The sequence below is a fragment of the Streptomyces flavofungini genome, from assembly GCF_041028215.1.
Lineage (GTDB): Bacteria > Actinomycetota > Actinomycetes > Streptomycetales > Streptomycetaceae > Streptomyces > Streptomyces flavofungini_B.
In genome coordinates, this window is record NZ_JASKYR010000177.1 from 1 (window position 1) to 14124 (window position 14124).

10 protein-coding genes are annotated in these 14124 nt (G+C 73.7%); 5 read left to right on the forward strand and 5 right to left on the reverse strand.

The window, feature by feature from the left end; genetic code table 11:
- Positions 1–93: 93 nt before the first annotated feature.
- Positions 94–1971, reverse strand: a complete 1878-nt coding sequence (locus AB8Z36_RS14795; protein WP_369213748.1) for an ABC transporter ATP-binding protein — start codon at positions 1969–1971, stop codon at positions 94–96.
- A complete protein-coding gene (locus tag AB8Z36_RS14800; RefSeq protein ID WP_369213749.1) occupies positions 1968–3773 on the reverse strand; it encodes an ABC transporter ATP-binding protein in 1806 nt (601 codons plus the stop codon). Before AB8Z36_RS14800 ends, AB8Z36_RS14795 begins: the two co-directional genes overlap by 4 nt.
- A 208-nt stretch (positions 3774–3981) precedes the next feature.
- On the opposite strand from AB8Z36_RS14800, the gene AB8Z36_RS14805 reads away from it, so the two are divergent.
- Genes AB8Z36_RS14805 through AB8Z36_RS14820 form a run of 4 tightly spaced genes read left to right on the forward strand, consistent with a single transcriptional unit; the run spans position 3982 to position 7598 of the window.
- The gene (locus AB8Z36_RS14805) at positions 3982–4884 is read left to right on the forward strand and encodes an ABC transporter ATP-binding protein (RefSeq protein ID WP_369213750.1); all 903 of its coding nucleotides are present in this window, start codon (positions 3982–3984) and stop codon (positions 4882–4884) included.
- Complete coding sequence (locus AB8Z36_RS14810; protein ID WP_369213751.1) at positions 4881–5657, forward strand: ABC transporter permease; 777 nt, start codon at positions 4881–4883, stop codon at positions 5655–5657. The genes AB8Z36_RS14805 and AB8Z36_RS14810 overlap by 4 nt, the downstream gene beginning before the upstream one ends.
- A 41-nt stretch (positions 5658–5698) precedes the next feature.
- Entirely contained in the window at positions 5699–6976 is a 1278-nt protein-coding gene (locus AB8Z36_RS14815) for a sensor histidine kinase (protein WP_369213752.1), read from the forward strand.
- Positions 6966–7598, forward strand: coding sequence for a response regulator (locus tag AB8Z36_RS14820; RefSeq protein WP_369213753.1), 633 nt, complete (start codon positions 6966–6968; stop codon positions 7596–7598). Before AB8Z36_RS14815 ends, AB8Z36_RS14820 begins: the two co-directional genes overlap by 11 nt.
- 10 nt (positions 7599–7608) lie before the next feature.
- Here AB8Z36_RS14820 and AB8Z36_RS14825 read toward each other — a convergent pair whose 3' ends face one another.
- From AB8Z36_RS14825 to glgX, 3 genes are all read right to left on the reverse strand, one after another.
- Positions 7609–8976, reverse strand: a complete 1368-nt coding sequence (locus AB8Z36_RS14825; protein WP_369213754.1) for a carbohydrate-binding protein — start codon at positions 8974–8976, stop codon at positions 7609–7611.
- A 124-nt stretch (positions 8977–9100) separates the two neighbouring features.
- The gene (locus AB8Z36_RS14830; protein WP_369213755.1) at positions 9101–10054 is read right to left on the reverse strand and encodes a LysR family transcriptional regulator; all 954 of its coding nucleotides are present in this window, start codon (positions 10052–10054) and stop codon (positions 9101–9103) included.
- Positions 10055–10157: 103 nt separating this feature from the next.
- Positions 10158–12464, reverse strand: a complete 2307-nt coding sequence (gene glgX / locus AB8Z36_RS14835; RefSeq protein WP_369213756.1) for a glycogen debranching protein GlgX — start codon at positions 12462–12464, stop codon at positions 10158–10160.
- Between the two features lie 191 nt (positions 12465–12655).
- Between glgX and AB8Z36_RS14840 the strand changes: the two genes are divergently transcribed.
- A complete protein-coding gene (locus AB8Z36_RS14840) occupies positions 12656–13828 on the forward strand; it encodes an Ig-like domain-containing protein (RefSeq protein ID WP_440581921.1) in 1173 nt (390 codons plus the stop codon).
- Positions 13829–14124: the final 296 nt, after the last annotated feature.

A 14124-nucleotide genomic window follows, 5' to 3' on the forward strand; every position in this document is an offset into this window, starting at 1 on the left:
GCCGAACCCGAACCCCGTCCCCCGCACACCGGAGGAGCCGACCCGGAGCCCCGCCCGTAGAACAACCGGAGGAGTCCGCCCGCAACCCGGTCCTCAGCCCACCACGCTCTCTCGCCATGCCCGGTGCAGTCCCGCGAAGGACCCCTCGCCCGCGATCAGTTCGGCCGGGGTTCCGTCCTCCACGATCCGGCCGTGCTCCATCACGAGCACCCGGTCGGCGATCTCCACCGTGGAGAGCCGGTGGGCGATCACCACGGCCGTACGGCCCCGCAGCACCGTGTCCATCGCGCGCTGCACCGCCCGCTCGCCCGGGATGTCGAGGGAGCTGGTCGCCTCGTCGAGGATCAGCACCGCGGGGTCGGCGAGCAGCGCCCGCGCGAAGGCCACCAACTGGCGCTGACCGGCGGAGATGCGGCCACCCCTCTTGCGTACGTCGGTGTGGTAGCCGTCGGGCAGCGAGACGATGAAGTCATGGGCGCCGATGGCCTTCGCGGCCCGCTCGACGTCCTCGCGGGTGGCGTCGGGGCGGCCGATCGCGATGTTCTCGGCGACGGTGCCGGAGAACAGGAACGCCTCCTGCGTCACCATGACCACCCCGCGCCGCAGCTCGGCGCCCGCGAGCTCGCGCAGGTCGACGCCGTCCAGGAGGACGCCGCCGTCCGTCGGGTCGTAGAAGCGGGCGAGCAGCTTGGCCAGCGTGGACTTGCCCGCGCCGGTCGAGCCGACCACGGCGACGGTCTGCCCGGCGGGCAGCGTCAGGTCGAAGCGGGGCAGGACCTCGCCGCCGGTGCGGTAGGCGAACCGCACGCCGTCGAAGCGGACCTCGCGGCCGGGGTGCGCGGACTCCAGGGCGGGCAGCGCCCGCGCGGCGGCGGCGTCGGGCTCGGGCACGGCGGGGACCTGGGCGAGCAGCCCCGCGATCTTCTCCAGGGAGGCCGCCGCCGACTGGTAGGAGTTGAGGAACATGCCGAGCCGGTCGATCGGGTCGTACAGGCGCCGCAGATAGAGCACGGCGGCGGCGAGCACACCGAGGGCGAGTCCGCCGTCCGCGACGCGGTGCGCGCCCCACAGGACGATCCCGGCCACGGCGACGTTGGCGACGAGCCGCGAGCCGACCACATAGCGCGCCATCTCCAGCATCGCGTCGCCGTTGGTCCGCTCGTGCCGGTGGTTCAGCTCGGCGAACCGCTCGTCGTTGGCGCGCTCCCTGCGGAAGGCCCGCACCGGCCGGATGCCGTTCATCGTCTCGGCGAACTTCACGATGACGGCGGCGATCGCGGTCGAGCGGCTGCGGAACAGCGCCCCCGCGCGCCGCTGGTAGAGCCGTACGAGCCCGTAGAGCGGCACGAACGACGCCACCGCCACCGCGCCGAGCGACAGGTCGAGCCAGAGCAGCATCGCCGAGATGTAGACGAAGGAGAGCAGGACGGTGAGGAGCTCCTGGAGGCCCTCGCTGAGCAGTTCGCGCAGGGACTCCACATCGGTGGTGGAGCGCGAGATCAGCCGGCCCGAGGTGTACCGCTCGTGGAAGTCGACGCTCAGCGCCTGCGCGTGCCGGAAGATGCGCCCGCGCAGGTCGAGCAGGACGTCCTGGTTGACGCGGGCGGAGGCGACGATGAAGCCGTACTGGAGGGCGCCCGACGCGGCGGCACAGAGCAGATGGCCGACGGCGATCGCGATCAGCGGGCCGTAGTCGTCCCGCCGTACGGCGGGCACACCGCTGTCGATGGCGTACGCGACGAGCAGCGGCCCCGCCTGCGCGACCGCCTGCTGGAGGAGGAGCAGCACGGCGGCCAGGACGACCCGGCCGCGCAGGGGCGAGAGCAGCGAGCGCAGCAGAGCGCGGGTGGCGCCCGGCGGCGTGGGCAGGTCGTCCTTGTCGAAGGGGTCCTGGTGGCCGTCCGGTTCCCCGGGCGGCTCAGGTTCCCCGGGCTCGGCGGGCTTCTCCCGTACGGGGGTCGTCGAGGTCATCGGGCAGCCTCCTCGGCGGCGTGGGGGGTGTCGGCGCCGGACATCAGCCAGGCGTACTCCGCGTTGTCCCGCAGCAGTTCCTGGTGGGTGCCGACGGCGGTGACGCGGCCGCCGGAGAGCAGCGCCACGCGGTCGGCGAGCAGCACGGTGGAGGGGCGGTGGGCGACGATCAGCGCGGTCGTGTCCGCGAGGACCCGCCGCAGCGCGGCCTCCACCAACGCCTCGGTGTGCACGTCGAGCGCGGAGAGCGGGTCGTCGAGGACCAGGAAGCGGGGGCGGCCCACCACCGCGCGGGCCAGGGCGAGACGCTGGCGCTGTCCGCCGGACAGGCTCAGGCCCTGCTCGCCGACCTGGGTGGCGGTGCCCTGCGGCAGGGCGTGCGCGAAGTCGGCCTGCGCGATGTCGAGGGCGCGGGCCAGATCGGCGTCGTCCGCGCTCTCCGCCGCGCCCATCAGGACGTTCTCGCCGACCGACGCGGAGAACAGCGTCGGCTCCTCGAAGGCGACGGCCACCAGGGTGCGCAGCCGTTCGCGGTCCATCGCGGCGATGTCCTCGCCGTCCAGGGTGATGCGGCCGCCGGTCGCCTCGTGCAGGCGGGGCACCAGGGCGGTGAGGGTGGTCTTGCCGCTGCCGGTGGCGCCGACGAGGGCCATGGTCTCGCCGGGACGGATGTGCAGGTCGACGCGGTCGAGGACGGGGGAGGCGTCCGGCGGCGCGTCGGGGTACCGGAACTCCACGCCGTCGAAGCGCAGTCCGCCCTCGTCCGGGGCACCGGCGTTGGGGGAGGTGGCGGCGGTCGCGGTGTCCTTCTCGGGCTCCGCGTCCATCACCTCGAAGTACCGCTCCGTGGCCGTCGCGGACTCCTGGCTCATCGCCAGCAGGAAGCCGATCGACTCCACCGGCCAGCGCAGCGCGAGCGCCGTCGACAGGAAGGCGACCAGCGTGCCCGCGGAGAGCTCGCCGTCGGCGACCCGCACCGTGCCGAGCACGAGCGCCGCGCCGATGGCCGCCTCGGGCAGCGCCATGATCACCGCGTAGATGGCCGCGAGGATGCGGGCCTTGGCCAGCTCCGTGCCGCGCAGGGTGCGGGACAGCTCGCGGAACGCCCGCGCCTGGCTGCGGTGGCGGCCGAAGCCCTTGATGATGCGGATGCCGAGCACGCTCTCCTCGACGACCGTCGTCAGGTCGCCGACCTGGTCCTGAGCCTGCCGCGCCACGGTCGCGTACCGCCCCTCCCAGTACGCGCAGGCGATCACCATCGGCACCACGGGCGCGAGCAGGACCAGCCCGAGCGTGAAGTCCTGGCCCAGCAGGATGATCATGCCGACCAGGATCGTCACCCCGTTGACCAGCAGGAAGGTCAGCGGGAACGCGAGGAACATCCGCAGCAGCATCAGGTCGGTGGTGCCGCGCGAGAGGAGCTGCCCGGACGCCCACCGGTCGTGGAAGGCGACCGGGAGCCGCTGGAGACGGCGGAAGAGGTCCGCCCGCATCGCCGCCTCCACGCTCGCCAGCGGCCGGGCGACGAGCCACCGCCGCAGCCCGAACAGGAGCGCCTCCGCCACGCCGAGCAACAGCAGGAACAGCGCCCCGAGCCACACCCCCGCCCCGTCCCTGTCGGCCACCGGACCGTCCACCATCCACTTCAGTACGAGGGGGAAGACCAGCCCCGTACAGGAGGCGACGACGGCCACGACGGCGGCGGTGGCCAGGCGGGTCCGGACGGGCCGCACATACGGCCACAGCCGCAGCAGCGTCCGGACGGTGGACCGATCCTTGGTGGGGGCATCTTTTTTCGGCATCAGCACCGAGCCTACGGATGACGACTGACGGAGCCCACCGAGTTTCGCCCCGTCGGAGCTCCCGCGCGAGACCCGCGACCGGGGTCCGCGCCGGGCCCCGCGAAGGGCCGCTCCCCGCGGTCGTACCCCCGCATCAACCGATCGGCTGATGCCGCTCCGAGCGTGATGGGCGATGCCCGGCACCCCGCCGACCGGCGATTCTCGGTCCATGCCGCTCATCGAAGTACACGGACTCAGGAAGGCCTACGGCGGTCGCACCGTCGTCGGCGGTGTCTCCTTCGGGGTCGAGGAGGGGGAGATCTTCGGCATCCTCGGGCCGAACGGCGCGGGCAAGACCACCACCGTCGAATGCGTCGAGGGGCTGCGCGTCCCCGACGCCGGATCGGTGCGCGTGGCGGGCCTCGATCCCGTCGCCGATCACGGACGCCTCACCCGTATCCTCGGCGCGCAGCTCCAGGAGAGCGAGCTCCAGCCGAAGCTGACCGTGCGCGAGGCGCTCGAACTGTACGCCGCGTTCTATCCCGGCCCGGCCGACTGGCGGCCCCTCGCCGAGCGGCTGCGCCTCACCGACAAGCTCGGCAGCCGCTTCGGCAAGCTCTCCGGTGGCCAGAAGCAGCGCCTGTTCATCGCGCTCTCGCTGATCGGGAACCCCAGGGTCGTCGTCCTCGACGAGCTGACCACCGGGCTCGACCCGCGCGCCCGCCGCGACACCTGGCAGCTCATCGAGGACGTGCGCGACAGCGGCGTCACCGTCCTGCTCGTCACCCACTTCATGGAGGAGGCCCAGCGCCTCTGCGACCGCGTCGCCGTCATCGACAAGGGCCTCGTCGCCGCCCTCGACTCCCCGGCGGGCCTGATCAGCCGGGCCGCGAGCTCCACCGTCATGTCCTTCACGCCGTCCGCGCCGCTCGACGAGCACGCCCTCGCGGCGCTGCCCGCCGTCACCTCCGTCGAGCACCGCGACGGCCGCTACACCCTGCACGGCACCGACCGGACCGTCGACGCCGCGATCACGCTGCTCGCCCGGCGGAACATCACCGCACACCAGCTCCGGGTCGCCGACGCCACGCTGGACGACGCCTTCCTCGACCTCACGGGAGCACCGGCATGACCACCGCCGCCGCACCGCACGCCGCCCCGGGAAGCGGGGCGTCCTCCGCCGTCCTCAGGTCGGAGCTCCGGCTCTTCCGCCGCGAGCCCGGCGCCCTCTTCTGGATCATGGCCTTCCCCACGGTCCTCCTGGCGATCCTCGGTTCCATCCCCTCCTTCCGCGAGCCCGACGACTCGCTCGGCGGCATCCGCATGGTCGACGCGTATGTGCCCGTCACCGTGCTGCTCGCCCTGATCATGGCGAGCCTCCAGGCCATGCCGCCGCTCATCACCGGCTACCGCGAGCGCGGCATCCTGCGCCGGATGTCCACGACACCGGTCCGCCCCGCCGCCGTGCTCGGCGCGCAGATGGGCATCCACGGGGGCGCCGCGCTCCTCTCGGCGCTGCTCTCCCTTGCCGTGGGGCGCCTCGCCTTCGACGTGACGCTGCCGCGCCAGTTCTTCGGGTACGCGCTCGCGCTCGTCCTCGCCGTCCTGTGCGGGCTCGCCCTCGGCGCCCTCGTCTCGGCGCTGGCGCGCACCACCAAGGCGGCGACCGCGATCGGCTCCGCCGTCTTCTTCCCGATGATGTTCAGCGCGGGCGTCTGGCTGCCGGTGCAGGCGATGCCGGACGCGCTGGCCCGCGCCGTGGAGGTCACCCCGCTCGGCGCCGCCTCCCAGGCACTGGCCGAGGCCGCCGCCGGGGACTGGCCCGGCTGGGTCCACCTGGGCGTCCTCGCGCTGTGGACGGTGGCCCTCTCGGCCGGGGCGGCCCGCTGGTTCCGGTGGGAGTGACGCCCGCGCCCGCGCGGTGCCCCGTCGAGGACACTGGGCCGGTGAGCGAGGAGACGGCGGACGCCGCGAGGACGATCGAACAGCGCTGGGGCCAGTTCCACCAGTGGGGCCCCTACGTCCTGCTCGGCTTCGGCGTCGTGATGTCGGCCGCCACGAGCGGCGTCGTGGGCATGGACCGGGCCGACTGGTACGTGGCCGGGACCCTGATCACCGCGGCCGTCGCGCTCCAGCTCTGCTGGGGCGCGCTGGCCAGGACCCGCCCCGGCCCCTCACCCGCCTCGACCGCGTACTACGCCGTGCGCTGGGCGATCGCCTTCGTCGTGACCTGGCTCAACCCCTTCTTCGCGTTCTACGCCGTCGTCGGCTACTTCGGCACCGAGCGGCTGCTGCCGCCGCGCCTGGTGCGGACCGGCCTGTTCGCCACCGCCGTCATCATGGCGGGCTCCCAGTCCGGCGGGCTGCCGCCGGACGGCGGCCTCGGCTGGGTCGTCTTCGGCGGGCTGCTCGCCGTGAACGTGGCGCTGCTCATCGTCTTCGCCCACCTCGCGGAGCAGGAGGACGAGCGCTCCCGCGTCCAGGCCGCGACCATCACCGAGCTGGAGAACACCAACGCGGCCCTGCAACAAGCCCTGGACGAGAACGCCGCCCTGCACGCCCAGCTCCTCGTCCAGGCCCGTGAGGCGGGCGTCGCCGACGAACGGCGCAGGCTCGCCGCCGAGATCCACGACACCATCGCGCAGGGCCTGACCGGCATCATCGCCCAGCTCCAGGTCGTCGCGGGCGCCCAGGACACCGGGCACGGCGAGCTGGCCCGCGAGCACCTGGACCGCGCCGCCGACCTCGCCCGGCACAGCCTCGGCGAGGCCCGCCGCTCCGTGCACAACCTCTCGCCCGCCCCGCTGGCCCACGACCACCTGCCCGAGGCGCTGAAGAAGACGGTCGCCGCGTGGGCGGAGCGCACCGGGGTCCGCGCGGGCTGCACCGTCACCGGCACCGCCGAGCACCTCCACGACGAGATCGAGGCCACCCTCCTGCGGATCGTCCAGGAGGCCCTGTCCAACGCCGCCCGGCACGCGGACGCCACCCGTCTCGGCGTCACCCTGTCCTTCATGGGCGACGAGGTCACCCTGGACGTACGCGACGACGGCCGCGGTTTCGACCCGCTCGCCACCGCCCCGCGCACCGGCTCCGGCGGCTTCGGCCGCGACGGCATGCGGGCCCGCGCCGAGCGCATCGCGGGCTCCCTCACCGTGGAGTCGGAGCCGGGCGGCGGCACCGCGGTCTCGGCCCGCGTACCGTTGGTGCGCCATGAGCACTGAAGTGATCACCCTCATCGTCGTCGACGACCACCCCGTGGTCCGTGACGGGCTGCGCGGCATGTTCCGTTCCGCGCCCGGCTTCGAGGTGCTCGGCGAGGCCTCCAACGGGGTGGAGGCGGTGGCGCTCGCCGCGGGACTCGACCCGGACGTCGTCCTGATGGACCTGCGGATGCCGGGCGGCGGCGGTGTCGACGCGATCGCCGAGCTCACCCGGCGCGGGGCCCGCTCCCGCGTCCTGGTCCTCACCACCTATGACACGGACTCCGACACGCTGCCCGCGATCGAGGCGGGCGCGACGGGCTATCTGCTCAAGGACGCCCCGCGCGAGGAGCTGTTCACCGCGGTGCGCGCGGCGGCCGAGGGGCGCACGGTCCTGTCGCCCGCCGTCGCCTCCCGCCTCGTCTCACGCGTGCGCGCCCCCGGCAACGAGCCGCTGAGCTCCCGGGAGAGGGAAGTGCTCGCGCTCGTCGCCAGAGGCACGTCGAACCGTGGGATCGCCGCGGAACTCTTCATCAGCGAGGCCACGGTCAAGACCCACCTCACTCATATCTACGGCAAGCTGTCGGTGAAGGACCGCGCGGCGGCGGTGGCGACGGCCTACAGCAGGGGCATCCTGGGCTGACCCGCGGGTGCTACGCCCGCTGCCACAGCGCGGGGGTGTTCGGCGGTTCCCAGCCCGGCTGGGCCTGGTGCCCCTGGAGGCAGCGGAAGGTGGCGCCGCCGTAGGTGACGCTGTCACCCGCCGCGTACACCTTGCCCGCTGCCCAGGTGCCGCCCGGCTCCGGCTCCCCGGGGCCGGGGTCCTCGCCGCCCCCCGTGGTCTTCAGTGTCAGACCGAACTGCTGGAGCAGCGGGTTGATCGGCTGGTGGAAGGTCTCGCCGCCGCTGCGGCAGTCACCGGAGCCGCCCGAGGTGACGCCCTGCGCCTGGCTCCCGGAGATGTAGGAGCCGCCGGAGTCGCCGGGCTCCGCGCAGACCGTGGTCCGCGTGACGCCGCTGATGGTGCCCTCGGGGTACGTCACGCTGGTGTTGTGCTGCGAGACGGTCCCGCAGTGCCACCCCGTAGTGGAGCCCGAGCGGCAGATCGACGCACCCACCGGGGACTGTGTGGAGCCCCCGACGCCGACCCGCGCGCCGCCCTGGCCCTTCACGTACGGGGTGGCGGTCCACTGGGAGTTGGTGGCGACCCAGGCCATGTCCTTGCCGGGGAAGATGGACGCTTGGAACGAGCCCTGGGCCACCTGGTTGTAGCCGCTGGTCGCGGTGCCCGCGCGCCCGCAGTGGCCCGCCGTGGCGAAGCCCTGCTGAGTGCCCTTGGTGACGGGGAAGCCGATCGAGCAGCGCCCGCCCATGTAGTACGCCTCGCCGCCCACCAGGTCGTACAAGGGCTTCGGCCGGGCGGTGGCACGCTCGACGCGCACGAGAGCGGACCCGACGCCCGCGGCCGACGTCAGGGACTCGGCGGCGGACGCCCTGACGGCGCGTATCACCACGGCGTTGGAGCGCACGTCGACGTACCAGACCGGGGCGTCGCGGGTGTCCAGGCGCTTCGCCGCGCGGTCGAGGCGGGCCTTCGCGGCGTCGAGGTCGCCGAGGGAGTGCGGCACCACCAGGGCGCGGGCGCCCCTGGCCTCGATCACGGGGACGTCGGCGGAGTCCGTGGTGGCCACGGTCAGCGTGCGCGAGGTCGCGCCCCGCACCCAGGCGCCCGCGAAGTCACCGCCGAGCGCGGCGCGCAGCGCTCCCGCGTCGGCGCCGGCCTCGGCCTCGTTGACCAGACGGGCCTTGGCCTGCGCCGACGTGAGGCCGAGGTCGCGCCGCATGGCCGAGAGGACCTGGGGAGAGGTCGCGTCGACCGCGGCGCTCACGGCCGGGGAAGGGCCTGCGGCGGGGTCGGCCTGCGCGGACGCGCTGCCGGGCGCCCCGGCGAGCACGAGCGCACCGGCCGCGGCGAGGGCGGCACAGGCCGCCGCGGCACGTCTGGGGTGGGTGGGGAGCATACGAGGTCTCCTCGAAGTACGCGGAGCGAGCGGGGAATCGCCCACAACGTAGAAGCCTCAACAGCTCGGCAGAAGCTGTCAGTCGACCCCCGCCCCCGGTGTTATGCAACGCCCCCCGGGGCCCTCACGGCCGCTGCGGCGAGGGAGCCGCGAGCCACGCCGTGTAGCTCTCGCTGCGGGCGGCGGCCTCCGCGTGGGCCGCGCGGGCCTGGGCGAACACCGCCGCCGCCGTGTCGTGGGCGGGGGCCGCCGGATGCCAGCCGAGCAGGTGCCGCCAGTACAGCGGGGTCCCGGCGAGCGGCCGGGTCACCAGGCCGGGCGTCGGCGGGAACGTCGCCCGGCAGAGCCCCACCGCCCGTCCCACCTGCACCAGATGGACGCAGGACGCGACGTCCGTCTCGTACACGCGGGTGGGGGTGAACCCGGCGCGGGCGCACGCGGCGGAGAAGCAGTCCGCGAAGCAGCCGTCGCCCGGCACGTCCGTCCACGCCTCCCCGGCGAGCAGCCCGAGGTCGATCTCCTGGTGGCCCGCGAGCGGATGGCCGGTCGGCAGCATGACGAAGACGGGGTCGCGGCCCACCTCCCGCCAGACCAGCAGCCCGCTCTCCGGCGGCGCGCTCGCCCCGCACGTGCCGACCAGCGCGAAGTCCAGGGTGCCCGCGGCCGTGCGGGCCGCGATGTCCCGCTCCGACCAGGAGGTGTGCGTGGTCACCCGGGCCGCCGGGTGTGCGGCGGCGAGCCGGTCCACCAGGGCGCCGAGCAGCGGGCCGTGGATGCCGCCGAGCCGGAATCCGGCGCCGCCCTCCCACGCCTGGGCGAACCGCCGCGCCTCCTCCCGCAGCCCGCTCACCGCGGGCAGCACGACGCGGGCCCGCGCGAGCACGAACTCCCCCAGCGCGGTGGCCCGCACCCCGTGCCGCCCCCGCTCGAAGAGTTCACCGCCAAGGGCCCGCTCGATGCGCTTGAGCTGGGCGCTCAGCGCGGGCTGCGCGAGCCCGAGCGCGGTGGCGGCCTTGGTCAGGCTGCCCGCGTCGGCGATCGCCCGGATCGTCTTCAGGTGCCGCAACTCCAGGTCCATGGCCCGAGCTTGGACCGCGCGGGGTGGGTCGGCAATACTCCGGTCTGGACCAATCCGCGCAGGTCGGGGTCGACCTCCCCGTCAGCTCCCCGTCAGCTCCCCGTCACCCGTGCCGGACCCGCATCAGCAGCACCGTCCGTCCCCCCACCGCCACCGTGGCGCCCGCCTCGTACACGGTCCCCGGCGGCGTCTCCTGCCCCTCCGCCGCCGTGTCGACGACGACCTCGTAGGAGTCGGCCCACGGCGGCTCGGGCAGCACGAAGTCCACCGGGTCCGCCCCGGCGTGCAGCACCGCGAGGAAGCTGTCGTCGACGACCTGCGCGCCCCGGGCGTCCCTGCCGGGTATGTCGCGTCCCGACAGGTACATCCCCAGCGTCGCGGCGGGCGCGAACCAGTCGGCCTCCGTCATCTCCGTGCCCCGCGCGGTGAACCACGCCAGGTCCCGCAGCCCGTCCGCCGAGTGCGCGCGCCCGGAGAAGAACGCGCGGCGGCGCAGCACCGGATGCCGGTGCCGCAGCCCGATCAGGCGCGCCGTCAGCGCGCACAGCTCGCGCCAGCCGGGATCGTCGAGGAGACCCCAGTCGACCCAGCTGATCGCGTTGTCCTGGCAGTAGGCGTTGTTGGAGCCGCCCTGGGTGCGCCCCATCTCGTCGCCCGCGACGAGCATCGGCACCCCGGTGGAGAGCAGCAGCGTCGTCATGAGGTTGCGCAGCTGGCGCCGCCGCAGCGCCGCGATGGCCGCGTCGTCGGTCTCGCCCTCGGTGCCGCAGTTCCAGGCGCGGTTGTCGTCCGAACCGTCCCTGTTGCCCTCGCCGTTGGCCTCGTTGTGCTTGCGCTCGTACGTCACGAGGTCCCGCAGGGTGAACCCGTCGTGCGCGGTCACGAAGTTCACCGAGGCGTACGGCCTGCGCCCGCCCCACGCGTACAGGTCGCTGGAGCCCGAGAGGCGGTACCCCAGATCCCGTACGTCCGGCAGCGCGCCCCGCCAGAAGTCCCGCACCGCGCCCCGGTAGCGGTCGTTCCACTCCGTCCACAGCGGCGGGAACGCGCCCACCTGATAGCCGCCCGAGCCCACGTCCCACGGCTCGGCGATCAGCTTCACGCGGCGCAGGACCGGGTCCTGGGCGATCACCGCGAGGAACGGCGAGAGCATGTCGACGTCGTGGAAGGAGCGGGCGAGGGCCGCCGCGAGATCGAAGCGGAAGCCGTCCACGCCCATCTCGCTCACCCAGTACCGCAGCGAGTCCGTGATGAGCCGGAGCACGTGCGGCTGCACGACCTGGAGGGTGTTTCCGCAGCCGGTGTAGTCCGCGTACCGCCGCGCGTCCGCCTGGAGCCGGTAGTAGCCGCGGTTGTCGATGCCCTTCAGCGACAGCATCGGACCCAGCTCGCCCGCCTCCGCCGTGTGGTTGTAGACCACGTCGAGGATCACCTCGATCCCGGCCGCGTGCAGCGCCCGCACCATCCGCTTGAACTCCCCGACCTGCTGGCCGCGCGTGCCCGACGCCGCGTACGCGGCGTGCGGCGCGAAGTAGCCGATCGAGTTGTACCCCCAGTAGTTCCTGAGCCCCCGCCGCAGCAGATGGTCCTCGTGCGCGAACTGGTGCACCGGGAGCAGCTCGACCGCCGTCACTCCCAGGCGTACGAGGTGCTCGAGCGCCGCCGGGTGCGCGAGGCCCGCGTAGGTGCCGCGCAGCTCCTCGGGCACCCCCGGGTGCAGCTCGGTGAAGCCGCGCACATGCAGTTCGTAGATGACCGAGTCCGCCCACGGCGTCTTCGGGCGCCGGTCGTCGGCCCACTCGTCGTCCGGCGCGTCGTCGTGCACGACCACGCCCTTGGGGACGTACGGCGCCGAGTCCCTGTCGTCGCGCACGGTGTCCGCCACATGCTGCTGGGGCCAGTCGCGGGCGTGCCCGTACACCTCGGCGGGCAGCGTGAAGTCGCCGTCCACCGCGCGCGCGTAGGGATCGAGGAGCAGCTTGGCCGGGTTCCAGCGGGCGCCCGTCCACGGGTCCCAGCGGCCGTGCACGCGGTAGCCGTACCGCTGCCCCGGGCGCACGCCGGGGACGAAGCCGTGCCAGATCTCGTGGGTCAGCTCGGTCAGCGGGCAGCGCGTCTCGACGACCCCGCCACCGCCGCCGTCGGCGTCGGCGACGTCGTCGAACAGACACAGCTCCACCGCCTCCGCACCGCCCGCCCACAGCGCGAAGTTGGTTCCCGCGACCCCGTCGGGTCCGGTGCGGAAGCGCGCGCCGAGCGGTGTCGGCGTCCCCGGCCACACCGGCCGGACGACGGGCCTGGCACGCGCGCCGGGGCGCTCCTGGCCGTTCACGGCGGGGGGACGTCCGGGCGCGGTGACGCCCTGCGCCCGGACGTCCCGCACGGTCCTCTGCTCGGATGCGCTCGACACCTGTCAGCCTCCCGCGGCTCCTCGGCCGACGCGCGAAGCGGGTGTGCGGCGTCCCGGCCGCGGCCCCCCATACGTCGCCCCTCCCCACTGTTCTGCCCAGTGCGTGCGTCGCACTCACGTTTCCCCGGGCACGGACGGTCGTTGGGACCCACGTGAGACAGAGTGCGAGGCGCGCACGGCGCGCACGGGCCGTGCTGGCGGCGGCAGTGACATGGGCGGGCCTCCTCGCGGGGGTGACGGCCTGCTCCGGCGGGGATCTCGGCGAGGCACTCGGGAAACCGCGCTCGCCCGCGGAGGTGATCCGGGTGACGCCGGAGGACGAGAGCAAGGGCGTCAAGCCGGAGGAACGGCTCCAGGTGCGGGTGCCCGGCGGCCGTCTCGAGAAGGTGAAGGTGGTCCGGACGCAGGACGCGCAGGAGTTCGAGGTGCCGGGCCGCATCGCCGACGACGGCATGAGCTGGGAGCCGCGGGACAAGGGCCCCCTCGCCCTCGCCGCGACGTACGAGGTCGACGCCGTCGCGCTCGACGGGCACGGCCGCCGCTCGGCCCGCCACACCAGCTTCCGCACCTTCGTCCCCGACGAGCGCTTCATCGCCTACGTGGCGCCGGAGAACCGCTCCACGGTCGGCACCGGCATGATCGTCTCCCTGGAGTTCAACCGGGAGATCGAGGACCGCGAGGCCGTCCGGCGGGCCATCAGGGTCACCTCGCGCCCGGCGGTCGACATCCGCCCGCACTGGTTCGGCGACACCCGCGTCGACTTCCGCCCCGAGCGGTACTGGAAGCCCGGCACGAAGGTCACCGTCGACCTCGGCCTGCGCGACGTCGAGGCCGCCCCCGGCGTCTACGGCCTCCAGGACAAGAGCTTCGTGTTCACCGTCGGGCGCAGCCAGGAGTCCCTGGTCGACGCCGCCGCGCACACCATGGAGGTACGCCGCGACGGCGAGCTGGTCTCGACCGTGCCGATCACCGCGGGCGCCCCGAAGACCACCACGTACAACGGCAAAATGGTGGTGACGGAGATGCTGGAGGTGACCCGCATGAACAGCCGCACCGTCGGCTTCGGCGGGGAGTACGACATCCCCGACGTCCCGCACGCCATCCGCCTCACCACCTCCGGGACCTTCCTGCACGGCAACTACTGGGCTCCCGACGCTCCCGGCAAGACCAACGTCAGCCACGGTTGCGTCGGTCTGCGCGACGTGAAAGGCGGCAGTTCACGGACGCCTGCGGGCTGGTTCTTCGACCGGACCCTCATCGGGGACGTCGTCGAGGTGATCAACAGCAATGACAAGAAAGTCGCTCCCGACAACGGGCTCGGCGGCTGGAACATGGAGTGGAAGGACTGGGTGAAGAACGGCTGACGTCCGGCGGGGCCACCAGGTGACCGCCGGGTGTCCGGCCGGCGGCCACCCGGTGATCAAGGTCTGCCCGCACCCCAGGGGCAGTTGGAACGGAACGGTGACATTGGCGGGGAGTCATCGCCCGGAGCCGTGTGGTTATCTAGCGCTTGCGCGTGTCTGAAACGCGCAGGTGCTATGGGGTGCGGGCCTGGTTCCAGGCCGTGCGAGGGGAGACTCACTTTGAACGGGCGACCGATATCGGGGGCGTCGGTTGACGCGCGGCGGCGCGCGGGGCGGCGGGGTGCCAAGGGCCTGAC